Source organism: Candidatus Wallbacteria bacterium (genome assembly GCA_028687545.1).
Classification (GTDB): domain Bacteria; phylum Muiribacteriota; class JAQTZZ01; order JAQTZZ01; family JAQTZZ01; genus JAQTZZ01.
The window spans coordinates 38,767-62,175 of record JAQTZZ010000022.1; the positions used below are offsets into that span (position 1 = coordinate 38,767).

The window sequence follows — 23,409 nt, forward strand, 5'->3', positions numbered from 1 at the left end:
ATGAAATTATTAATCTTATTTTTTCTCATTTCATTTGATACATGCTCAATGGCGGCAGACGCGGAACAGTACAAAGAACGAATCGATGGATATGTTTCAAAAGTTCTGTCAATTCCTCCTGTATTAGATTATAAAGACGCATCTATTTCCAAAAATATTTTCTATCCTGGTATCATCGAAATCTGTGTTTTTGATAATACGCGAAATGCCTGGAGTTTCATGTTATCTGATAATTTTTTAATGCTTATCAAAAATCGACCAAACAAAGAAACGGCAAATCCGGTTTGTGATACTGTTGAAGCGCTTACCAACGCAAGAAACATTGTAAAATGTTTTACTTCAGAATCAGAGTGCTTGATTCTGGACAAGTCCAAAATTAAACCACCAAAATTCGATGATTTGATTCCATCATGGGAATTCACATGGAACAGATATTGGAGTGGATACCAATATAATTATGAATGGATTACAGTAAAATTGTATCCAGATGGTTCCTTCTTCTCTTATAAAAACACTTGCATGTCTGATACATGCGAGACCAACAGTAAGCTACCCACCTCTGAGGTGATGGATTGTGCAATAATAGGACTCGAAAAAGCCTGGGGTTGGTTTGTAAAAGTTAAAAAAATCGATGCAGTTATAACTGGACCATACATTATTAACCGCAACGATTTTACAGACTATATTCACGTTAGAGACAGATGGCCAAAATATAATCCTGAAACAAGGCTTGCCTGGCTGTTGGATGCCAGTGTCCAATTTTATCACCCGATTTTTACTCCTCTGATGAAACTTGTTGATAAATTTAGCGAACCCAGTGTACAAAAGGGACGTACAAGATTCTGGCTATATATTGATGCTGAAAACGGAGAATTAATTGGAGGCTTTCCGGGTGATTGAAGGTAGCCAGGACATGACTTTAAAACTCGCTGAAACCTATCCTGGCAGTACGCATGCTCCTGAAGCTTACTATTCCGCGGCAGGCAATTACTGGTCAATGACTTCAAGTCTGATCAGCGAACTACCTGATAAGGAATCATACTTTCTGAAAGCCATCGCAGTTTATGAAAAGCTGCGTGCCGGATACCCTGCCCATCAGAAAAGCGAATTGGCTTTGTTCAACATTGGTACAGCTTACTGGCAGATCGGAGTTAGTATTTATACTTATCACTATAATGAAACCGGGGAATGGATCATAAAACGGGACTATCTTCTCAAAGGCATCGAAACCTTGAAGAAGTACTTAGCCGACTATCCGGACGGGAGTCAGTATGCCGGCGCATTGAACTACCTTGGCAGCATATACAGTTCACTCGCAGAATCATATAAACAGGATGCTGATTTTGATATGATCAAGGAAAGTTACGATGCAGGCATCGGATGTTATCAGAATTACCTTTCACAGGTTGGTCTCAGTCTTGATAATAAAAGACAGACAATGGACGCAATTGCCATCTATTACAGGGAAATCTCCCGCGACTATCTCAAATACAAACAAGACGAAGTGAATCAGAAAAAATACGGACTGCTGGCAGTGGAGCAGTACAAAGAGCGTTACAATTTCGCTGGACTGGAAGGTTGGAAACCAGCTGCAGCCAGGGAGATCGGCAATACCCCTAAAGAAATCAAAGATCACTTACATTAAAATGAATAAAATTGAAATCTCAGTCGGCAATTTAAAGCTCGGCCCGGGAAATCCGGTGCGGGTACAGACCATGCTCAACACTGATCCTGAAGATTACAGGTCTTCCCTGCGCCAGCTGAGAAGCGTGGAGAATCGCGGGGCTGAAATCGTGCGGATCAGTGTTCCGACCATGCAATCGGTAAAGATCTTTGAAAAACTCAAATCAAAAGCCAGAGTCCCGCTTGTGGCAGACATCCACTTTGATCATAAAATGGCCATCTCAGCCATCAAGGCTGGTGCCGACAAGGTCCGGATCAACCCAGGGAACATTGGTGATGCACGGAAAGTGGCTGAAGTGGTGAAAACAGCTTCTGAATTCCTCATCCCCATCCGAATCGGAGTCAATTCCGGGTCATTGCCTAGAGACATCCTGAAAAAGCATGGTCATCCAAATCCTGAAGCAATGCTGGATACTATGAAAAGATTCGTGCGCCAGCTGGAAGACCTTGGTTTCAAAGCAATCATCCTCTCAGCCAAAACCTCATCCATGGATGGAACAGTGACCATCAACCGGCTGCTGGCTGACTCATTCCCCTACCCGCTCCATATCGGCGTGACTGAAGCAGGACCTCTGATCCCCGGACTGTTGAAATCCACGCTTGCCCTCTCCAGCCTTCTGCGGGACTGCATCGGCGATACGATCCGCATTTCTCTCACTTCTCCACCGGTTGACGAAGTCGATGCCGCAATCTATCTGTTAAAATTTCTGGGGCTGCGCAAGGAAGGCATTGAGATCATCAGCTGCCCAACTTGCGGCAGGACGAAAGTGGACCTGATCAGCCTGGTAAATAAAATCTATCAAAGGCTTCCATTATCTTCCGGAAATCTGAAACTGGCCCTGATGGGTTGTCCTGTAAATGGCCCTGGTGAAGCAGCCGAAGCAGACATCGGTCTCGCTTTCGGGCCTCTGGAAGCCGTTTACTTTGAAAAAGGAGTGGCAATAGAAAAAATCAGAAATAGAGAAGCGATCGAGTACATTCTTGGAAAAATCTCAGAATTCCGCTGAAGCAGAAATCATGAATTTCCGTTTAAATATTTGAGTCTAATTTTCTGAACTCGAGCCTGTTAAGACAGAGCTGACACGGACTGTTCGTGGCGAGGTATGGCTTGTTGGCTACGTCGAAGTTAAAGGTACCGTCAAAAAGATTTGTAGTAGCAGTCTGATATTGCGTCCCCAGCGCATAAAAGTAGAAATCCAGCCTGTCCTTGTTGGAAGCGAAAACGTTCGGCCAGGTGACCTGTTCTTTATTTGTGGTGTCACTGACTTCCTGAAGTGTGCCTATCAATGCTCCATTTTTCCGGAGACCGATCAGATAATGCCCTGCGATTCCGGGAATGGAGTTGAAATACATGGTCACAGCGTAAGAACCGGTTTCAGGGACAAAGTATTTGAATCTGAACTCTTCCTGAAACATGTCGTAATTATTCTTTGCGAGATCATTGCTCCAGCCGGAACTGGTATAATCGATCGGATCGCCGTTATTGAGGTCCCACATCAGTGTGTTGTCCTTTCTGACTGCCCTGATCAGGCTGTTTTCAGAAGTGATTCCATTGGCTGCCTGAGTGGCCTTGTCGGCGAAGATTATCTCGTGTGCGGAATTTGGCCAGGTCCCTGCGGCAGCCGGCCATGTGCCGAAATAGTTACCTTCCCACCTTACGAGCAGCTGCTGCCCTGAGGCCAGAGTTTCTCCGTAAAAGTCCCGGGCAATGTATTTTTTCTTGCTGTCCGGACCAAGATAGCAAGCGCATCCTCCACCCTTGGTTTTTACAGTTCCCCAGTCGTTCAGCAGGTTTCTGGAACAGCGATCCCAGGGCGCCACTCCATTCTGATTGTATAGCGTTTCCCAGAAATCCGGATATTTTGGGTTGTTTGCTTTCACCTGAAGGATGTCCCAGGTCTGGCCATAATATGTCCAGGGATCCACATCAGTGTCCAGTTTCAGGGTATCTCCTTCCATGCCATGCTGGAGCAAAGCGAATTCCTCGTCCTGGTAAAGAAAATCGTGCAGGTCCACCCCGTCACCGGCAGAATCGCGCCAGAAAGACAAGCCGTCGTCATTATAAGCCGGGAGATAATAATAAGTTTCGCGGGAATCCGCCAGTGCCATCCCTGAAATTACTGAAAACAGCGGTCTGACTGAATCAACCAGACCCAGCTCACTGGTGTTCGTCGAAGACAGGTCTGTGTATACAAAATCCCCGACTTTGATTTCCTGGGTGATACTTGTGGAAGCAAGCACAGTAGCGGAATTCGAGAGCGGCGGAGGCTGCATTCCCATGGCATCGAGCACCAGCCAGGAATCATTGGGGCCATCGATCTTATCAATCCTGTAATGCACTCCCTGGCGGATGTCGTATCCCCAGAGGCTGTCTTCAGCAGCCTGACTCAGTCCATAATGCTTACGTACAAACCAGGCCTGCTGGATCGACCTGGCTTCGAAGAGCCCGGAAAGGTCTCCGGCATAAAGGACAAGTCTGCCGTTCTGAAAGGGTCCCGGTTTCTCAATCCTGACATAATATGTCAGATTCGAGGAAAAAATATAGGCATTGTCGTAAGCCTGCAGCTTGAGATTGATCTTCTCGTTATCACCCAAAGACATGCTGCTGATTTTGTAGGAAATGAGATCACCGTTTTTGTATCCTTCCAGTTCCTTCTTGGCATCAATCTCCCTGAAAACATCGAATTTTGTCGTATTCTGTGAACCCCACAGCCTGTATGTCTCGACTCCGCTCTCCAGCTTCCAGTGGAATGTAGGTTCGCCTGCAGCGTTCACTTCAATGTAAAAACCCTCTGGAGCGGGAGTCGCTGTGGTAGGAACGTCCAGATAATAACTGACAGGATATGACAGATCGCCTTCATGATCCTTGGTATCTACAGCTGAAACACGGTAATAGTAATAAAGATCCTTGCGGGTGATGTCGATTTCGTTGTCGATGTATTCCAGGGTGTTGTAAACCACATTGATCAATGTATAGACCTGTGATTCGCCAAGACTTGTTTCGAATCTTTGATTCTGGTAGCGGTAGATCTTGTAAGCCACTACATCGCTTGCCATGTTGGTTCCGCTCCTGCCGTCATCGTTCCAGGCCGGCATTTTCCATGTCAGTTTGACAGCTCCCGGCGTTCCAGCCTCGGTCCTCTGCAGGGTAAGACTGGTAGGTGCTGTCGGCCGGGCGAGATCCTCATTGGAGAGATTCGTGATCTGTGCATCCCTCAATTCCGAGCCGACACCGATGTTGCCGATGCTGGTGATTGCGAATATCTGGTACTTGTAGGCGGTATTAAGTTTAAGCATGGAATCGATGAACATCTGATTTTCCGCAGGCACCAGTGCGACAGTCTGAAACAGTCCGCCGGATTCGCTGCGGCAGATCCGGTACATCCTGATCTGGTCGCCGTGGGTCACGCAGTATTCCCGGTTACCTGGAGGTGACCAGTAAAGTGTGACCTTATCGCCGTTGCAGAGAATGAAAAAATTCCTTGGCGCATCAGGATAAACTCCGCCCACTTTAAGTTCGGCATTCTGGACATCAGACACAGATTCACGCATTTTACTGTCAATGGCACTGACGTAATAGCTGTGTTTGGTGCCGTCAAGCAGCACCTTGCGGTCGAGATCCTCGTACTTGGTCTTCTCTGGGTCCATGATCACCGCAGCAGCTGTTTTCCGGTTGTCGCGGTAAATCTTATAACCCATTACATTCTGCTTGAGGTCTCCCTTGTAATTGGTTGTGACCTTCTTCCATTCCAGGAACACTCCGAAATTCCTGGTCTGTTCGCCGTTCTGGTTTTCCCGGACAAAGAACACTTCAGGCTGCACGTTAATCCAGACCGGCTTTGCTGGGACCTCATTGTCGTCCGGAAAATACTGGTCGACAGAGAGAGTCTCCTGTTTGGAAGCCTTATCGAGGCAGCCTGAAAAACCCAGCAGAACTGCTGCGATCAGCAGGCAGAAAAAAGAGATTTTCCTAATTAGTCTCATTCAGCTGTACTTTGGTAATCTCGAGTCTGTCCAGATACATCTCAAAAACGCTGCCCATGCTCATCTCGTAATTTGTGGTGAATACATCGCGCACCTTATTGCTGCCAAGGCAGCAGAAGATGAACTCTACCGGCTGGTTTTCATAGAGGTACACTTTTTTGAGTGAACCGTCCCTTGCGATTGTGGCATCGAAGGTACTGGATGTAGCCTTGGTAAGGTTGTTGAAACCGCCTGAATCCTTATCAGTCCCACGTTCGCTCAGATTGATGATGAACGGGGCGCCAACCACCTGATTCTTCTGCTTGACGATCACCATGTAATTGCCCGAGTGAGACGTTTCAAGGAAATACAGGTCGATGTTGTAATACCCGGTTTCCTGTGGAGACCAGGTGAATTCCAGCTGCTCCTGATACATGTCATAAGTGTTGTACATGATGTTCGAGAAATTATTGCCCTCAGGAGAGATCCAGGAAGTCCCGGTATAATCCTGACCCTGTCCGTATTCATCGAAAGTGATGGAATTGTCTTTTCTCCAGTTCCTGGTATAGACGATCTGATGGGCGTCGTTGGGCCACCATCCTGTGTACCAGGGGGAGGAATTCGAGTAAAGGGGTCCGAAGTAGTTTGATCTCCAGTTGATCGGATAAACCTTGTCCCAGCCGTAGGCACGGAAATTATCCGCGAAATAGTCCTTGGCCACGAACTTGGTGTTGCTGTCCGGGCCGATGAAGTAAGCGCAGCCGCCATTGTAAAGTCCTACAGTGGGCAGCACATCGCGAGACGTGAACGTCTTGTCCCCGGATATTTCGATCTGCAGCCACATCGGATTCAAATAGTTGTTGGCCGGCCAGTTGTCCAGCTGCTTCCAGGATTCGAACCAGTAATAGTAGTTGAAATCCCTGTCCTTGTATGTTGTGAGCATCCACCAGAAATCGTAGTAAGGAATGTGGTAGAGATACCAATCCTCGTAGTACTGGTAATTCCAGTTGTAATTGTTGTCCCAGAGTCCCAGGTGGTAATTGGAGAAATTGGTGGGGGTTTTATTGGTCCATGGGTCTACGTCATAGTCGAGGTGCAGGTCTTTGCCTTCCATGCCATGCTGCAGCAGCGGATTTTCGGTCAGGACATAGTAGAATTCATACAGATCCACACCATTGCCGTCAGTATCGTTCCAATAGCTGTATCCATCGTCGTTGTAAGTCGTGATGTACTGGTAATTATAGTTGTCGCTCGAAGAGAGCTTGGATTTGGCCTTGAAGATGGGGCGCACTGAGTCGCACATCCTCGGGACAGTGGCGTAATCCGGGCTCTGGGCAGGATAGAGCACTCTGATTCTCTCATCCAGCAGCGTATTGGAATAATTATTGTCGATCAGGTCGGTGTAAACATAGTCATCGTGATAAACCTCATCGCTGATTCCCACGAACAGGTTGCTCGGGGAGCTCTCCTGTGGCGGATGCTGCCGTCCCATTGTGTCGAAATACAGGCACTGATAAGGTTTGGAATCGTCGGTGCACCAGACTGTCTTCACACCCATGTTGTAATGTTCACCGCGCTGAAGATCGTAATCCCAGAGCGAACTTGCTGAAATATTCCGGTCATGATAGAGATTCTGAGCGTACCACGCATACCAGACTGACCTGACCTTGCATGATTCCACCAGATCTTCAGCTTCGATCACGACCTTATCCGAAGTCAGGAAAAAGGGTTTCTCTGCTTTAACGTAATAACCGTAATTGGAAGCCGTGTTACGTGTGGCATGATCATAGGCCTGCAGCTTAAAGTACAGGATATCCTGGTCCAGGATGTAATTTTCATCCCTGCAGGTGACTTCATCGCCGGTCTTGTAACCGGGAAAGGAATCCTTGCTCAAAGTCTTGAAAGACTGATACACGATCCCGTTTTTGCTATAGAGAATGTTGTATTCTTCCACATTTGCATCGAATTCCCAGTAAAAAGTGATCTTTCCCTCATTGTCGGTCGTACAGCGGAAACGCAGCGGTGTCTTGGTGCCGGTTGTTGTATATCCGGTGTAGACGGAAACCGGATATGACAGGTCTCCTTCCACTCCCCTGGTGTTGACTGCGCTGATCCGGTAAAAATGGGTTTGAGTGTCGGTATGGAGATTGACAGTAGAGTCCACATAAAAATCCAGGTTATAGACAATTTTGATCGGTTTGTAAATCAGTCCCCAGGCACTGGTCAGGTCAAATGTTCCGGTATCGGCCCTGTAGACCTTGAATGCCACCACATCGGTGCAGAGATCCTGCCCGTTCTGGCCGTCGTCGTTCCAGATCGGCCGCTGCCAGGCTACTTTGACTGCATAGGGATTGGAAGTGGTTTCGAACATCACAGCCGAGACATTTTCAGGGGCAGTCGAGCGTGCCAGCAGATCCTCTGATTTGTGCTCGAAATAGATCGAGCGCTCATCCGACGGCAGGCTGCCATTGCCGGAATGGGTAATGGCATAGACGCGGTAGTAATATGTATTGCCAGGGCTCAGGCCTTCATCCACATAATAATTGCTTTCGACCGGGATCATGGCAATGGTCTTCCAGGCATCGTTGTTGGCATGTTTCTGGATGCGGTACTTGCTGATTTCATCACCTGAGTTCTTGCATAACTGCATGTTCTCCGGTTCGGTCCAGGAAAGCGTCACCTGATTCCCAGTCCCCGGGATCAGGAAAAAATTCATGGGCGGCTGCGGTTCTGCGCCGTAAGTCTGCAGATCCACCATCTGCGGGCCTGAGAAAGATTCGCGCATTTGCGAATCCACCGCGCTCACGTAATAAGTGATTCTCTTGCCGCTCTGCAGGACCGTCAGATCCTGGTCCTCGTATTCCTCCTTGCCGTAACTCACGACTCCCACAGCCTTGTCCTTGTCATCCCTGTAAATCTTGTAGGCAATGATATTCTTCTTGGTACTTCCCTTGCTGTTGGTCGTTACGGGTTTCCAGCTCAGATAAACGGAAAAATACTTAGTGCTCTGATTCGGGGATTCGTCGGTATAGAGAAATTCCGGCTGTACATCCTGCCAGAGCGGAGTCTGCGGGGATTCACCGTCATCCTGCACTACGGTGGTCGTGAGATCGCCGCTGTTGTTATTGTTGCATCCGATGAATATCAGGAAAAACCCGATTATCGGGACCATTGCCAGCAGGACGAATTCCTTTTTTCTTTTCATATCTCACAGCCCCCTTTAATTTGAATCCAGGCGAACGAATTCGATGCGGTCCAGGTAAAACTCGAATGGTGACCCCTGGCTGAAGTCATATGTGTCGTCATGGAAAATGTCCGTATTGCTGCCGACAGGGCAGAAATAGAAGTAGATCGGATAATTGGCCTCTAGGTAAGCTTCGAAATGCCCGTCCCTTGCGTCGGCCTGGTCATAAGGCGAATCAGTGGGCTGCTCAGGATCATTGAAATTACCTACAACTTTCACTGTAGTCCCGTTGAACTGATAATCTGAGTTCCGCGAGAGGTTGATGATGGAAGGGGCTCCGATGATGTTGCCTCGATGCTTTACGATCAGGAGAAATGTCCCGGAATTCGGAGTTTCATAGAAATACATGTTGATGGCGAATCTCCCGGTTTCAGGAGGATTCCAGCTGAACATAAACTGATCCTGATACATGTCGTACATGTTCTTGTCCAATTGCTGGATATATTCGTGGCTGTTGTAATCAATGCCATTGCCCTGCAGGTCGTATGACAGGCAGTTGTCCTTGCGCTGGGGACGGTCAGTCGGATACCTGAAAACCCAGCTGTAGGCGTCTGTCGGCCATTTCCCTGCATAGCCCGGATAGGAATTTGAATAGAGAGGTCCGAAATAGTTCTCCCGCCAGGTGATCTTGAAATTGGTCATGTCTCCGTGTCCATCCGCGTAATAGTCCCTGGCCATGATCGCAGTTCCGGACATCGGCGCTTTGTAATAAGCGCAGCCTCCGCTGATGCCTCCCCCGCCGTTCCAGTCGAAGTCTGTCTTGTCCCAGGCTTTCGGACCGGATGCGTCGGTGATCACAGAAGGCCAGAAATCGTATAAGCCTCCGCCCTTGGTGTAGTCGACCTGGGTTTCATCCGTGGGAATCAATGGGTGGACAATCACAGAGGCAGTATCGATTCCGAGGTAGACATTGGCAAAGCTGACAGGAGTCCTGTAAGTCCAGGGATTGACATCATAGGTCAGTTTGAGCTCTGTTCCTTCCATTCCATGCTTGAGGAGAGGCATCTGAGTTTCCCTGTAATACAGTTCCTCGAATTCCACACCGTCGTAGTCGAGATCCTGCCAGTAGCTGTATCCGCAGTCATTGTAAGCAGTCACATAGTTGTAAGCGTATGAGTCTCCGCTGTATGTTCTGGAAATCGCAGTCACGACCGGCCGGGCAGTGTCTTCGAGATAGACCCAGCCGCCCCTGATGCTGATTTCATTGGTCACGAGATCGCAGAACACATAATCGCCTGTGGAGTAGCTCACTTCGTTTGAAATTCCGGCGCTGGCGCCCCAGCAGTCAGAGGGATCTTTGGCCCTGGGTGGAACCTGAGTGCCCATCGGATCGAAGAAAAGAGCCTGCCCGGATTTTCCTGAAACTGAGAATCCTCTGGTGGCAAGGGTATAATGTTCTCCCCGATTGAGATCGTAGTCCCACAAGGAATTCCGACCGGTCTCAGAGTTCGGATAAAGGAAATTGGCATACCAGGCATAATGGACGTCGCGCACTTTGACAGAGTTCAGCAGATCCTCAGCCTGAAGCACATATTTATTATCCTTGAGCAGGGAGAATTTCTCGGCTTTGACGTAATAAGTGAAATTGGAACGGAACGTCTTGTCAGGATTGTATCCGGAAAGTTTGAAATAAAAGATATCATTGTTCTGCATCTTTTCGGTCAGGGTGAATCTGGCGTAAATCTCGCCAGTGTTGCTGTCCAGGGTGAGTGAGGTATGAGGAACTTCATACACCTTCGTGTAATATCTCTTGTTGAGACTGCGATAAAGCAAGTAGGTTTTCTTCTCATCAAAGGTAGGAGATCCGGTTTCATACTTGAAATAAAATGTGACTGCTCCATCCTTATCCACCAGACAGGTGAATTTCTGAGGACAGGAGGTTGAAGTCGAACTGTTTCCAAGGTAATAGGCAGGAACTGACATGTCTCCTTCCAGCCCCTTGTTGTTGATTGCCGACAACCTGTAATAGTAAACCTTGTTGGAATTGACAGTGTCGACGGCAGTGTCGATATACTTCAGTTGAATCGGAACCACCTTGATCAGCTGATAAGTCAGGTTTTCGATCTCAGAAGTGCTGTTGAGAACTCCAACGCTTTCAGCGCGATAGACCCTGTAAGCTACAACTCCTGAGGCTGAATTTCTGCCATTGGTTCCGCTGTCGTCCCAACTTGGGACAGTCCATTCGATCAGCTTGGCATTGGGGATGCCTGAAGTGTTGTCAGGCTGAACTTCTGTGATATAAGGCGCGGTGGGGGGAGCAAGATATTCTGATGCACCGAATGTGAAGCTGATGGTTCGTTCAGGTGAACTCGGCCCGACATTGCCGCTTGTGGTCACAGCATACATTCTGTAGGAATAGGTCTTACCCTCCATGATCGTATCGTCGTAATAAATAAACACATCGGACGGAACATGGGCGATGGTGATCCATGTGGTAGAACCGCCTTCCTTTCTTCTGACCTTGAATTTGCAGATCGGATCGGCACCTGCACTGCAGTCATCGAAATTCAACGGTTTATCCCAGCACAGGATCGCCACTTTGTTCTCAGCTGGTATTACATAGAAGTTTTCAGGAGCTTTGGGTTCCACTCCGTTGACTTTGAGGGTAACCTTGACCGGGTCGGAGAATGATTCCCTCATCATGCTGTCGATTGCACTCACGTAATATGTGTATGTCCCGCCTTCCTTGAGATTCTGATAATCATAATCCTCATACAGCATCACACCGTAATCGGTGCTGCCGATGGCCACTGTTTTCTGGTTGCGGTAAACTTTGTATCCGATTATATTGCTCTTTTTAACGCCTTTTAAATTTTTGTCGACAGCCTTCCATTGGACAGTCACGGCGAAATGTTTCTGGGAAGAATCCACGCTGTCTTCCTGATTGTACAGGTATTCCGAATTGCCGGAGAGCAGCTCCGGCGCCATCGGCGACTCCCCGTCGTCGCTCATGGCGTAGCTCAAGACGCTGCTGTCTTTCGTGCCGCATCCGACAACCATGAAAATCAACCCCAGCAGGGCCGTTAATGATATGGAAACTATCAATCTCTTTTCGAAAAGAGTGAACATGGCGTTCTCCTTTATACCCGTAATAATGTCTTCATTTACATACTTTATCGGTAGGAGTGAAGCTCCTGATTACAGCAAAAAGTACCACTCACCAATTCGCGCCTGGCTGGAATTTCGATTTGACTTCTTCATGGTTCCGGTTTAAATTGAAAATGGGGAGTATCAGACTCAATTGGGGGATCAAATGTCGCTAAATTACGACGCTATGTTTTCTTTGAACGCCCAGAATATGAAAAAGTCCGCGATCAGGGAGCTCCTGAAGCTCACCAACAATCCGGACATCATCTCATTCGCAGGAGGACTGCCTGCGCCTGCCACTTTCCCTGTTGAGAAGATCCGCGAGATCGTACTCGATGTTCTCGACAAGGAATATAAAAAGGCTCTCCAGTATGGCGCCACTGAAGGCGACACCGGCCTCAGGGACGAGCTCATCAAGTATATGCATGAGCGCAACTGCCCGTGGATAAAGCAGGACAACGTCCTGATCACGAGCGCTTCCCAGCAGGCTCTGAACATGATCCCTGAAATTTTTCTGAACCCGGGGGATTCGATTATCGTGGATCTCCCCAGCTATCTGGGTGCACTGGGAGCATATTACTCTCACCGCGCTGATCTGATCGGTATTCCCTTGACCGACGAGGGCACTGATATCCAGGAAGTAAAAAAAGCTCTTAAAAAACTGAAACTGGAAGGAAAAGTCCCGAAGTTCATCTATGTGATTCCAGATTTTCAGAACCCGGCTGGAGTGACTTTCTCCCTGAAAACCCGCAAGGAACTTTTGAGCCTGGCAAAAGAATATGGCTTCTTCATCCTGGAAGACTGTCCATATAGAGAATTGAGATACAGTGGGGATCATATTCCCTCGATTCTGGAACTCGACAAAGGCGAAGGCTATGTAATTGGTCTTTTCACTTTTTCCAAGATCTTCATCCCCGGATTCAGGCTCGGATGGATCATCGGCCCCACTGAGGTTATCAACAAGCTGGTTGTAGCCAAACAGTCGATCGATCTCTGCACATCGCCTTTCACTCAATGCATCGCAAGGGACTATCTCAAAGCGGGATTGATCAACGAACGCATTCAGAAGAACATTGAACTCTACAGACCGAAAAAAGACCTGATGCTGGAATGCCTGGAAAAGGAAATGCCTAAGGATGAAGGTATCCTATGGACAAAACCTGAGGGCGGACTGTTTCTGTTCGCTTATCTGCCTGAACGGATCAGCGCTGATGAGATGTTCATGGATGCCATCAAAAACAATGTGGCCTATGTGATCGGCAGCGCGTTCTATTGCAACGGAAAAGGTCATAACACCTTCAGGCTCAATTTCTCTTATCCCTCATATTCCGAGATCCGGGAAGGCATCAAACGTCTGGGCATCTGTGTCAGAAAGAAACTTTCAGAAACCACAAAACACAGCTCAGCAGCTTGTTAATAGGACGGACAATGGAAATTTTTTTTCAGGCTGTTCAAAAGCGGCCAGATGCTAGGCGCACGAAACCGAAGGATGGAGACGTACTTAAAGGTACGGCGACGACTGAGGTTGAGTGTAACGAAGCAGATGGTCACTTTTCAACAGCCTACTGAAGAGGTGAAACATGTTTTATGCAAAACATTATACTGAAGTCTCTGCACAGGAAGTGGAAGTGGAAGGAGCCAGCAATGTCAAGATCCGCTGGCTGGTAGATCAGAAGAAGGGTGCTCCCAATTTCGCCATGCGCCTCTTTGAAATCGGTGCTAAAGGGCATACCCCTTTTCATGCCCATCCCTGGGAGCATGAAATCTATGTGCTGGAAGGAAGCGGTGTGATGCGGATCGAGGATGCGGAATATCCCCTTTCCAAAGGTTCTGTAGCGCTGGTGCCTGAAGACAAAAAACATCAGTTCGCTTCAGCGGGTAAAGCCATGAAAATGATCTGCGTGATTCCCAACAAAGGAAAATAGCATTCCATTTCCAGCACAGAAAATAAAAATTCAAATCATGATTCCAAAAGGGGCTGGGGTGAACCCAGCCCCTATATTTTATTCATTTTTTCGTGCGGGTGAACGGCCTTTCACCCCTACTTTAATGAACGGCAGATAGATACTCAATATTCCATACTTTCTATAAAGATAAATCACTGAACAAAGATTCAAGGTCACGATGCTCGAAAAATTTGCCAGCGCAGCTCCATTGATCCCAAAGGCAGGAATCAGCAGCCAGTTCAAGATGACATTGACAGCTGTAGCAAGGAAGGCGATGTTCTGGAAAGCCACCTGCCTGCCGGTCATCTGCATCAGGGAAATCACGGAACCTGTAGCCGCGTCAAAAATGTTTCCTGTGCAAAGAATCAGCATGGCAGCAGCTCCAATCCTGAATTCCGACCCGAAAAAATAGTCCAGTGTGAAGCCTGGAAACAGCACAAGAAAGAGGAGCGCTGGGACAGAAGTCCAGAAGATCAACAGATTGGACTGCCTGGTGATCCGGTCGAGGCCGGATATGTCACCCCTGGCATGCATCTCTGCAAACTTGGGAGCAGAAATGCTGTTCACAGCCATCTGCGTAATTGATACCAGCCTGGAAACCTTGATTGCCACGCTGTAAATCCCAACATCTTTGGTCGACCCCAAAATCCCAAGTATCAAAGTGTCGATGGAACCCATCAAGAAGACCAGTGAATTGGCAAGCATCAGCGGCAGGGCAATGCCAAGAATCCCGGAACGGCTGTATGTTTCTATACTCCCTGTGGAGAGTATTCTGGAACGCAGAACCCACAGAATGATTCCTATCAGGCAGGCTCCGAAAGATGCTGAGACATAGCTGATCACAGGCATGTACTCGTTCCTGCAGAAAAGTACAGCTGCAGCCAGTACCAGGGTCATCAGCAAGTTTTCAACAGTGAACTTCAGGAAGGAATAATCGTTGATTTTCTTCAGGCCACGCAGACCTTCCTGATGGATGAAATTCAGCACTACAGGAAAAATCATCAGGGCGGCAATTCTGATGTAAGGTGTGAGCTGCTCTTTGCCGAAGCAGATGACCGCTATCTCCCTGGAAAACATGAAAATCGCCGTTGTGAGGAGCAGAGAAACAGGTGTGATCATGGAAATGATTTTTAAGTAGATGTCCCTGATCCTGCCGATCTGATTTCCGGCATAATGCTCTGCAGTAAGCCTGAGCAGGGCGATATTGGTGCCGAACCTCCCGAATATGCCGGAGATTTCCACCACTATGGATGCAATCATCAAACAGCCCAAGGCGTCAGCTCCGAAAAAACGGGTCATGAGCATGGTACTAATATAGCCAAAGAGCATTCCGGCGATTCTGAAAGTAAAAGAAGCCCCGCTGCCGCGGACAAGTTCCTTGAAATCCAGGTCGAATTTCATGATGCTTTGGATCGTCATTGTTTTGGATTATATCAGAAAGAAGATTCCTGAAAAACCAGTTCGAGAATAATTTTATTAAAGTACTTTACTCTGATGATTTTCTGTTTATAATTAACTTATAAGTGGATCGACATGAGTGGGGGTACTATGTTTAAAAAAATTTTGATTAGTTGTAGTTTATTATTTTCAATCTCTTCATTTGCATCTCTTCCAGACGAAAATGTCAGAGCCATCAATGAAACAATCCGCAGCTTGAACGACATCAATGCACCTCTGGAAAAATCCCTGAAAGATTTCGACAAACTGATCTTTGAGGATGCCTTTGACTCCACCCAGGCAGCCGTGATCTGCGCTACAGGCGATCAGGCCAACTGCAAGGCGGCTGAACTCAAGACCCTGGTAAAAATTATCAGCAATGCCTTTGACAACGGTTTCATGAACTCCGAAGCCAGGGAACTCTGCAACAACATCGACGTCACAACCTCCACCCTGAAAAATGTACTCGATATCATCCAGGGCGATGACTGTACCACTGCTGAAAACCTGTCCCATGCCAGGGACCTCTATAAAACCTGGAGAAAGCTGGCCACTCAGGTCATCTTCGACTGCAGGGATTATTCCAAAGGCGTGGAACTGGCGATTGCCGCTGAAAACAGAGAAAAAACCGCAGTTGCGGTTAACAAAGCGCCTGATACATCTTCTGAATCCAAGACCGAACAATCTCACCAGACTGTCGCCATTGTTAAACCTGAGATCCAAGTCGAAGCAGCCAAATCTGATTCCCAGGCTGTGATTGCGGAGAACCCTTCTAAACCAGAGATTACTGTCTCAGCCAAACCGACCGCCGAAAATATTAATCATGAAGCCCTGTCTCCTGACGGCATTCTCAAACAGACAGAAAAATTTAATGCTTCAGCTGTTGAAAAATCAAAGGGAACTGAAGAATTCAACAACCTGCTCGGAGAATAGGAAAACAACTGTAAAATTAAAAAGCCCGGTGAATGCCGGGCTTTTTTTAATTGTTAAACTTAATTTTATTCTGCCAGAGAATAAGTGATCAGTTTGTAAATTTCTATCGCCAGTGTCTTGCCATTCAAATTTTTATCATTGAAAGCACTGTCAGCAAATTCGAACAGTTTCTTGAAATCAGCCTTTTTTTCCACTCCGCTTGCCAAAGCTCTGGTAACCTGCTCGATCTCCAGGCCGCTCCACTGGTGCATCATCATGAAACTCACCAGAAGCTCGGAAATTTTGATGGGAACGCCATGACGTGTAGCTGCCTCGTATGAGAACGTTGCACAGTCATAGTCTCCAGGTGCTTTGAATTCGCATTTTCGGGCTATGTCAGAGAGAGCCTCTTTTCCTTTGTGCTGTTCGTAGAGCCATTCTTCCTGCTCCTTATTGGACCAGTTTTTCCATTCTGCAGGCTTCTCTTCCAGGAATTTCTTCAAAGCCGGATTCAGCTTGCCGATTTCCCAACCTGTCTTGTCCCCAACACCCCAGCCCGGAGGATTGAACAATGGCAGTTCTTTCTTGGGACAGGAGGAACATTTGACTGCACATGTGCCTGCACACGAGCAGTTTGTATTTTCCTTGGTTACTTTCTTTTCCACGTGAATCTTCGGTTTGCTTTTCTGATTACCCTGGGCTTGCCCGGCCCTTTCCTTTACTTCCTGTGCCATCAGGAACAGCGGCGAGACAAGAAACAGCACCAGAATCAGCATGGTAAGTCTTGAATTCTTTTTAGCCATGGCTCCTCCTTAAGATGAATTTAGATAATCTTATCACCGGGTCTTCAAAATTTCAAGATTTACTGTTTATGAAAACTGAAGAAGGATCTGAAAAAAATGGTAGTCCCGAGAGGAGTTGAACCTCCGACCTTCGGTTTAGGAAACCGCCGCTCTATCCAGCTGAGCTACGGGACCACAAATAGAATATTAAACAAGGAAAGCATATTTTTCAAGATTTTTTTCGCTGATCACTCGTCACCATGCTTCTTTGACATCATTCAACAATTCCAGCAGAATAATCCGGATGCATAAATCCATTGTCGCAGCAACCCGCTGCCTTGCATATGAACCCGCTGCAGTAAAACAAGCGCTGCTGAGCGTGCTTGAAAATTCCAGAGTCCTGGCTACTTATAGTTTCAAGGATAAAAAAGTCCTGCTCAAGCCGAACCTGCTCAGAGAAACCCGCCCTGAAGATTGCGTCTGCACCCATTTCGAGGTAGTCAGACAGCTGGCAGTGATTCTCCGGGAACGAGGGGCGGAAGTGATTGTCGGTGAATCCTCAGGAGGGGTTAGTTACGGAAAAACAGCCAGGGCTGCGGAAACCAGCGGTCTCAAATCCGCTCTGGATGAGTCAGGTTTTCCTTTCGTCAACCTGGACGGAAAAGGCGCAAAAACAATTTTCATCAACGGAAAAATTCTCGGTTCAGTCAGCCTCTCTTCCCTGCTTGATGAAATTGACATCCTGGTTTCAGTACCAAAAATGAAGACCCACGTGGAAACAATGATCACAGGTGCAGTCAAGAATCTGATGGGCCTGATTCCCGGAACAGGCAAACTCGACCTGCACAGGATGGGGCCGAATTCCCGCGCGCTCGGGGAAGCGGTTGCTGATCTTCTTTTGGCTGTCAAACCGCATTTCTCGGTGATGGACGCTGTCTGGGCCATGGAAGGAAACGGCCCGAATCAGGGGACAAAAAGGGAAGTCGGCCTGATCCTCGCGAGCCTTGATCCTATCTCTCTGGACAGCGTGGCTGCCTGGGTCATGGGGTTTAAAAGCATGCAGGTCGGATTTCTGAAATCCGCCCACAGCCGCGGCCTGGGAATCGCAGAACGCAAATCGATCAGAATCGCAGGAGATTCTCTCGACGGTTTTCCTATCAGGGATTTCAAGAAAGGACGCTTTTCCCTGCTGCACGCGCTGCCTAATCTGCTGCTTAAAATCGCGGTCAGACTGCTGATTTCGGTTGACCCGGAAATTCTATCCCGCCGCTGTAGAAAATGTATGGTCTGCAAAAATTCCTGTCCTGCGAAAGCCATCAGTCCGGAACTCAGAATTGATTACAAGCTCTGCACGCGCTGCCTGTGCTGCCACGAACTGTGCCCGCATCATGCGGTAGGTTTGAAGAAGAGCTGGGTGATGAAAGTGTTAACCGGAAAATTAGTTACCGATTCGTTCTGATGAACAATGGCGAGATCACGTACAGCATGATCACGCCAAAGAGCATCTCGAAGGCGTAGATTTCTTCCAGTATCCTCACTTCCAGCAGTTTGGCGAAAGTGAGTAAGCTGGCGAGGATCGTGCAGACCGCCAGCAGCAGGAAAAATTTACGTTTCTTGGCAACTCCAAGATGAGCATAGGGTACCCTGGACACCATCAGCAGTGATGAAAACAGCACGATCCAGGGAAATACTTTCAGTGTGTTGAGATACGGGGAAATCGCGCTGACCAGCACGAGCGCTGCGCCGACAGGCGACGGCAGGCCGGCGAAGAACTCCGTATGTCCCTGCTGCTTGTCGAATCTGTTCAGCCTGTACCAGACGCTGAAGGCGTATAAAAGAGCGAGGAAAAATCCGATCGTGCCTGTGATCTCCACGCTCAGGTTGGTCATGAAAGCATCAGGATCGCTGAAATATCGGAAAATCAGCACAGTGGGCGCAATCCCGAAAGAGATCAGGTCAGCCTTGGAATCAAGCCTTGCTCCGAACTTGCTTGATATCTTCAGTTTACGCGCCAGAGGGCCATCTACCGCATCCGCAAAGATGCCGAGAATGATGCAGAGCACGGCCAGTCCGTAATGGGTTTCAAAGGCAAGATAGGATGCCAGTATGCCCATGCTGAAGTTGAGGACTGTGAAAGTGTTGGGAATTGCGGCCTTGTACCAGCTGATATCCCGCTTGGGAAATTTCTGCAGCTTCAGATAGCCGATGATGTATTCTCTGAAATAATCGAAGAATGAGATCAGGGTGATGATCACTACCAGCCAGATATAGGTCAGGATGATGATTTTGGGCCAGCTCTGCACCCATTTCATCAAAAGATAGAGCGGCCAGAGCACGAATGGAATTCCCTGGCTGTCCGGTGCATGAACCATGCCGAGCAGAATGCCGAGCAATGGCATGGTGAAGGCTGTCTTGATCTTGCCCAGTTTCTTGGCCTCGATCTGCTGGCCGAGCTGGGCGGCTCTGATCCGCAGCGCAGAAATAGCGAACTCCCGCGCCAGGATCACAAACACGGGGAATGATGTGATAACCTGCATTTCCAGGAGTGGAAGCAGGGTCAGGATCAGGATCTTGTCCGCGATCGGGTCAAGTATCTTGCCGGTTTCCGTAACTCGTCCGTATTTTCTAGCGAACCAGCCATCCCATGCGTCTGTCGTGGCAATCAGGATATAGATCACGATCACGAACAGCTGCATCAGTGAACTTTGAAATGGTGTAAACCAGAAAATCAGCGAAACGCCGAAGATCCTCAGTGTTGTGATTATATTTGCACCATGGTCTTTTATACAGGTGTAAAGATTACTATGCGGATTTTCCATACGAACCGGCCTTTTTTTCCTTTCTCATGGTTATACCCGGAGATTTAAGATAGAAAATTTCAAGCCCCCTGTATTCGTCAAAAGATTCCAGATCTGCCATCACCTGTGACAGGCACTGTCCGGGAAGATAAGTCTTTCCCAGACGGTCAAGCATTTGATTCCGCTCTCCACAATATACCGAACAGGCACTTGTTTCTGAGACAAGTTGTGTATCATCTACCAGTTGCGGATTTTTCCCGGTCAAGTGCAGATAGTAGTCCTTGATACCAGCGGGCAGAACCACTGCGAAATTCCCGGATCCATTCTGAAACAGTTTTTCATAACAGACAAAAGTCGGGATCAGCCTGACTCTGTCTGCATTTCCGCCCGACAGTCCAAACAGGAAGCTGAGGGCGGATTTCAATCCGGTAAAGGAACCGGGTCCACCGCAGCCGGCGAAGATTTCGAGCTCTGAAAGCCTGATCCCATAAGCTTCTGCAATCGCCCGCAAGTAATCACCGATCGTCTCAGAGTCGTCGCAGCTCTGAAAGAAATACCTTTTACCCTCCCAGACAATCGTAAAATTGAACTCGCGACGGTGACAGTCCAGGCTAAAAAGGTTCATGGCTGCCTTCGATGACAATCCTGCGTTCATCTCCGGACAGTTTGTCTATCTTTACTGTATAGTCTGGTTGTTCCGGACAGGCTTCCCCCCATTCGACAACCGCAATCCCGGTACTCAGTATCTCATTCCAGTCGAATCTATAGCCCGCATTTTCGCACACCAGCCGGTAGAAATCAAAATGATACAGTATTCCCCGACTCCCGCAATATTGGTTGAGCAATGCGAAGGTGGGACTTTTCACTGCATCCTGCGGAATGCCTAAGCTGCCGGCGATGCCCTTCACAAAAATTGTTTTTCCTGATCCCAGTCCACCCAGAATGGAAACAAGATTCCCTTTCTGCAGGCGTACTCCGAAATCGCCTGCCAGGTTCAGTGTTTTTTCCGGGCTTGTGCTTAAATATTCCAAATCAGAATTCCTTCCTTTTGCTGGCAGAGGGGATTCCAAGTTCTTCACGGTACTTTGTGACAGTACGCCTTGCCAGCACAACTCCCTTCTGTTTGAGCATCTCCACCAATTTCTGGTCGGAATATGGATGTTTCTTGTTCTCCCCGTCCGCCAGTTCCCTGAGCAGATCTTTGACTGATTCACGCGACGAGTCTTCCCCGGTCTCGCTGGTATAACCGGTGGTGAAAAAAAATCGCAGAACGTACATCCCACGGGGAGTAGCCATGTATTTGTTGTTCACGGCTCTGGAAACAGTAGATTCATGCACTCCCACCTTCTCTGAAGTTTCCTTGATGGTGAATGGTTTGAGATAGCGGATCCCTTTATAGAAAAATTCATTCTGGCGTTCCAGGATATGATTGGCAATCGCAAGCAGGGTATCACGTCTCTTCTCGATACTGTTGATGAATTCCTCGGCGGCCTGGGAACGCTCTTTCAGGTACCTCTCAGCGTCCTTGGTCAGGTTTCCTTTTTTCATCATCAGCTGAAGGTAATATTTGTTCCTGCGGAGTCTTGGCAACCCCTTCTCGTTGAGTTCCACTTTCAGCAGGCCGTTTTCATCCTCGCTCATTATAATGTCAGGGTCAGGTACGTAATTGTCATCATCTGTCACGAAAGCGTCTATCGCCGGCCTGGGGGAAAAATCCCGCTTGATGATTTCTGAAGCTTCCTTGACTTCTTCGATGGATACATGAAGCTTGCGGGCAATGTCCCGGAGCTTGTTCCTGCCAAGATCCTCCAGATGATTCTGAATTATTTCGGCCACGACCTCGTTTTCCATTTCCTTTTCCAGGTACTGGAGGAAAAGGCATTCCTTCAAATCCCTGGAACCAACTCCGGTAGGGCCTAGTTCCTGAAGCAGATAGAGCACAGATTCGACTTCGTCTTCTGTGACATTCAGGTATTTTGAGGCTTCTTCAAGGGAGATCCTCAGAAATCCATCATGGCTGAGATTTCCGATTAAAAATTCACCGATTTTCAGGTCATGTTCGTTCACTGTAAGACGCAGCTGCTTCTGCAGGTATTCGGCCAGGGATTCATTGCGGCTGACAAATTTTTCGAAACTCTTGTCTTCTTCGTCGTTCTGATACTTAGGATTAGGCAGATATCCGTCATCTTCGATTTCCTGCTGCCACTCATAATCAATTTTTTCAATATAAGCAGGCGGTTCGGCAGGTTTTTCCACGTTTGTTTCAGGAGCTGCCTCCTGGGGTTGTTCTTCCTCTTCCAGCACAGGATTCGTTTCCAGTTCCTTTTCGATTATCTGCTCCAGTTCGGCCTTTTGAAGCTGCAGAATATTCAAAGAAAGAATCTGTTTCTGAGTCAGAGTCTGGATCTGGATCTGCTTGGTTTCAAGTTTTTGTACTTGTGTAAGATCCGGCATGGCAGCCTCGCTATTCCACAGTTACGCTTTTAGCCAGATTCCGGGGTTTGTCGATATCGCAGCCGCGCCCCTTGGCTACGTGATAAGCTAAAAGCTGCAGCGGAACAATGTTCAGGATCGGCATCATATATTCTTCAAATTCCGGGACTTCCAGACAGTGATCGAGCAGCTCTTTGGCTCTGCTGTCTCCGCTGCTGACCACTCCTACAACCATGCCTTTCCTGGCTTTGATTTCCTGGAGATTGGAAAAAATCTTCTCCTGCACGCGGTTTCTGGTCACCAGGGCAATTGTGGGCATTTTTTCGTCGATCAGAGCGATCGGGCCGTGCTTCATCTCTCCGGCTGGATATGCTTCTGCGTGGAGGTAAGAGATTTCCTTGAGTTTCAAGGCTCCCTCGAGGGCGATGGGAAAATCCAGATTACGTCCGAGGAAAAGAAAATGGGAATAGTTGGCAAGATTCCCAGCCACGCAGGCCACCTTATCCTGCTGTGAAAGGCAGGTTTCCATTACCTGGGGAAGCTTCTTCATTTCTTTGTGGAATTTTTTCATCTGCGGCAGGGTGATCTTCCCTCTCAGCCTCCCCAGATGGATGGAGAGAAGCAGAAGTGCTGCCAGCTGGGTGGTGAAAGCCTTGGTGGAAGCCACACCGATCTCAGGACCGGCGTGGGTATAGATCACATGCCGGGCCTCCCTGGTGATGGTGCTGCCTACCACGTTCACCAGGCCCAGGGTATCTTCGGTAAAATCCTTGGCAAGCCTCAACCCTGCCAGCGTATCCGCTGTCTCACCTGACTGGGAAATCACTATCACCAAGTGGTCGCTTTCAATCAAAGGATCGCGGTAGCGGAATTCAGAAGCGTAATCAACTTCCACGGGTAATCCACTGAAGCGTTCCAGCCAGTATTTTCCGACCAGTCCCGCATGATATGAAGTGCCGCAGGCCACGATGAAAATCTTTTTCAGCTCTGCTGCGCGGTCCTTGCTGATCTGGAAATTTTCAAAGTCGATTCCTTCAGCGATCTTGAAATAGGTGCCGATCGTCTGCTGCAGGGCTCTTGGCTGTTCCATGATCTCCTTCAGCATGAAATGATCATATCCGTCC

17 protein-coding genes and 1 tRNA gene are annotated in these 23,409 nt (G+C 48.0%); 7 read left to right on the forward strand and 11 right to left on the reverse strand.

All coding sequences use genetic code 11. The features are described 5' to 3' along the window. Genes PHW04_10545 through ispG form a run of 3 tightly spaced genes read left to right on the forward strand, consistent with a single transcriptional unit; the run spans window position 1 to window position 2,690 of the window. On the forward strand, window positions 1-900 hold the full coding sequence (locus PHW04_10545) for a hypothetical protein (GenBank protein MDD2716316.1): 900 nt from the start codon (window positions 1-3) through the stop codon (window positions 898-900). Further along, on the forward strand, window positions 893-1,645 hold the full coding sequence (locus PHW04_10550; GenBank protein ID MDD2716317.1) for a hypothetical protein: 753 nt from the start codon (window positions 893-895) through the stop codon (window positions 1,643-1,645). The genes PHW04_10545 and PHW04_10550 overlap by 8 nt, the downstream gene beginning before the upstream one ends. Window position 1,646: 1 nt before the next feature. Continuing rightward, a complete protein-coding gene (ispG, locus tag PHW04_10555; GenBank protein MDD2716318.1) occupies window positions 1,647-2,690 on the forward strand; it encodes a flavodoxin-dependent (E)-4-hydroxy-3-methylbut-2-enyl-diphosphate synthase in 1,044 nt (347 codons plus the stop codon). Window positions 2,691-2,712: 22 nt separating this feature from the next. Here the strand turns inward: ispG and PHW04_10560 are convergent, their stop codons facing one another. Genes PHW04_10560 through PHW04_10570 form a run of 3 tightly spaced genes read right to left on the reverse strand, consistent with a single transcriptional unit; the run spans window position 2,713 to window position 11,959 of the window. Beyond that, entirely contained in the window at window positions 2,713-5,667 is a 2,955-nt protein-coding gene (locus PHW04_10560) for a hypothetical protein (protein MDD2716319.1), read from the reverse strand. Continuing rightward, window positions 5,654-8,851 (reverse strand): fibronectin type III domain-containing protein, encoded by a 3,198-nt coding sequence (locus tag PHW04_10565; protein MDD2716320.1) that lies wholly within the window; start codon window positions 8,849-8,851, stop codon window positions 5,654-5,656. Before PHW04_10565 ends, PHW04_10560 begins: the two co-directional genes overlap by 14 nt. Before the next feature lie 15 nt (window positions 8,852-8,866). Then, window positions 8,867-11,959 carry a fibronectin type III domain-containing protein gene (locus PHW04_10570; GenBank protein ID MDD2716321.1) on the reverse strand — a complete coding sequence of 1,031 codons (3,093 nt, stop codon included), beginning with the start codon at window positions 11,957-11,959 and terminating at the stop codon, window positions 8,867-8,869. A 184-nt stretch (window positions 11,960-12,143) separates the two neighbouring features. Here PHW04_10570 and PHW04_10575 point away from each other — a divergent pair, with 184 nt between their 5' ends. Then, a complete protein-coding gene (locus PHW04_10575) occupies window positions 12,144-13,394 on the forward strand; it encodes a PLP-dependent aminotransferase family protein (GenBank protein ID MDD2716322.1) in 1,251 nt (416 codons plus the stop codon). 163 nt (window positions 13,395-13,557) lie between these two features. After that, a complete protein-coding gene (locus PHW04_10580; protein MDD2716323.1) occupies window positions 13,558-13,902 on the forward strand; it encodes a cupin domain-containing protein in 345 nt (114 codons plus the stop codon). Window positions 13,903-13,980: 78 nt separating this feature from the next. Here PHW04_10580 and PHW04_10585 read toward each other — a convergent pair whose 3' ends face one another. Further along, window positions 13,981-15,342, reverse strand: coding sequence for a flippase (locus PHW04_10585; GenBank protein MDD2716324.1), 1,362 nt, complete (start codon window positions 15,340-15,342; stop codon window positions 13,981-13,983). Between the two features lie 129 nt (window positions 15,343-15,471). Between PHW04_10585 and PHW04_10590 the strand changes: the two genes are divergently transcribed. Continuing rightward, on the forward strand, window positions 15,472-16,293 hold the full coding sequence (locus tag PHW04_10590) for a hypothetical protein (protein MDD2716325.1): 822 nt from the start codon (window positions 15,472-15,474) through the stop codon (window positions 16,291-16,293). 65 nt (window positions 16,294-16,358) lie between these two features. Here the strand turns inward: PHW04_10590 and PHW04_10595 are convergent, their stop codons facing one another. Both PHW04_10595 and PHW04_10600 read right to left on the reverse strand, forming a co-directional pair. Further along, window positions 16,359-17,075, reverse strand: a complete 717-nt coding sequence (locus PHW04_10595; protein ID MDD2716326.1) for a hypothetical protein — start codon at window positions 17,073-17,075, stop codon at window positions 16,359-16,361. 97 nt (window positions 17,076-17,172) lie between these two features. After that, window positions 17,173-17,249: transfer RNA gene (locus PHW04_10600), tRNA-Arg, on the reverse strand. Between the two features lie 109 nt (window positions 17,250-17,358). Between PHW04_10600 and PHW04_10605 the strand changes: the two genes are divergently transcribed. Further along, window positions 17,359-18,513 (forward strand): DUF362 domain-containing protein, encoded by a 1,155-nt coding sequence (locus tag PHW04_10605; GenBank protein ID MDD2716327.1) that lies wholly within the window; start codon window positions 17,359-17,361, stop codon window positions 18,511-18,513. On the opposite strand, the gene PHW04_10610 is transcribed toward PHW04_10605, so the two are convergent. The 5 genes from PHW04_10610 to glmS form a co-directional block, all read right to left on the reverse strand. After that, complete coding sequence (locus PHW04_10610; GenBank protein ID MDD2716328.1) at window positions 18,497-19,873, reverse strand: CDP-alcohol phosphatidyltransferase family protein; 1,377 nt, start codon at window positions 19,871-19,873, stop codon at window positions 18,497-18,499. The two genes, PHW04_10605 and PHW04_10610, sit on opposite strands and share 17 nt — an antisense overlap. Next, entirely contained in the window at window positions 19,857-20,477 is a 621-nt protein-coding gene (locus PHW04_10615) for a hypothetical protein (GenBank protein MDD2716329.1), read from the reverse strand. The genes PHW04_10610 and PHW04_10615 overlap by 17 nt, the downstream gene beginning before the upstream one ends. Continuing rightward, window positions 20,464-20,883: a tRNA (adenosine(37)-N6)-threonylcarbamoyltransferase complex ATPase subunit type 1 TsaE gene (gene tsaE, locus PHW04_10620; GenBank protein ID MDD2716330.1), complete on the reverse strand. Its 420-nt coding sequence runs from the start codon at window positions 20,881-20,883 to the stop codon at window positions 20,464-20,466. Before tsaE ends, PHW04_10615 begins: the two co-directional genes overlap by 14 nt. Before the next feature lies 1 nt (window position 20,884). After that, window positions 20,885-22,306 (reverse strand): RNA polymerase factor sigma-54, encoded by a 1,422-nt coding sequence (gene rpoN / locus PHW04_10625; GenBank protein MDD2716331.1) that lies wholly within the window; start codon window positions 22,304-22,306, stop codon window positions 20,885-20,887. 10 nt (window positions 22,307-22,316) lie between these two features. Then, window positions 22,317-23,409 (reverse strand): glutamine--fructose-6-phosphate transaminase (isomerizing) (glmS, locus tag PHW04_10630; protein ID MDD2716332.1); only part of this gene is annotated, 1,093 nt, incomplete at its 5' end.

Bases quoted from the DNA above. Each gene is read 5' to 3' on its own strand.
- ispG (MDD2716318.1), top strand. From the start codon at position 1,647: ATGAATAAAATTGAAATCTCAGTCGGCAATTTAAAGCTCGGCCCGGGA.
- PHW04_10595 (MDD2716326.1), bottom strand. From the start codon at position 17,075: ATGGCTAAAAAGAATTCAAGACTTACCATGCTGATTCTGGTGCTGTTT.
- PHW04_10545 (MDD2716316.1), top strand. From the start codon at position 1: ATGAAATTATTAATCTTATTTTTTCTCATTTCATTTGATACATGCTCA.
- PHW04_10570 (MDD2716321.1), bottom strand. From the start codon at position 11,959: ATGTTCACTCTTTTCGAAAAGAGATTGATAGTTTCCATATCATTAACG.
- PHW04_10580 (MDD2716323.1), top strand. From the start codon at position 13,558: ATGTTTTATGCAAAACATTATACTGAAGTCTCTGCACAGGAAGTGGAA.
- PHW04_10575 (MDD2716322.1), top strand. From the start codon at position 12,144: ATGTCGCTAAATTACGACGCTATGTTTTCTTTGAACGCCCAGAATATG.
- PHW04_10565 (MDD2716320.1), bottom strand. From the start codon at position 8,851: ATGAAAAGAAAAAAGGAATTCGTCCTGCTGGCAATGGTCCCGATAATC.
- PHW04_10585 (MDD2716324.1), bottom strand. From the start codon at position 15,342: ATGACGATCCAAAGCATCATGAAATTCGACCTGGATTTCAAGGAACTT.
- PHW04_10605 (MDD2716327.1), top strand. From the start codon at position 17,359: ATGCATAAATCCATTGTCGCAGCAACCCGCTGCCTTGCATATGAACCC.
- PHW04_10590 (MDD2716325.1), top strand. From the start codon at position 15,472: ATGTTTAAAAAAATTTTGATTAGTTGTAGTTTATTATTTTCAATCTCT.
- PHW04_10610 (MDD2716328.1), bottom strand. From the start codon at position 19,873: ATGGAAAATCCGCATAGTAATCTTTACACCTGTATAAAAGACCATGGT.
- PHW04_10560 (MDD2716319.1), bottom strand. From the start codon at position 5,667: ATGAGACTAATTAGGAAAATCTCTTTTTTCTGCCTGCTGATCGCAGCA.
- PHW04_10615 (MDD2716329.1), bottom strand. From the start codon at position 20,477: ATGAACCTTTTTAGCCTGGACTGTCACCGTCGCGAGTTCAATTTTACG.
- rpoN (MDD2716331.1), bottom strand. From the start codon at position 22,306: ATGCCGGATCTTACACAAGTACAAAAACTTGAAACCAAGCAGATCCAG.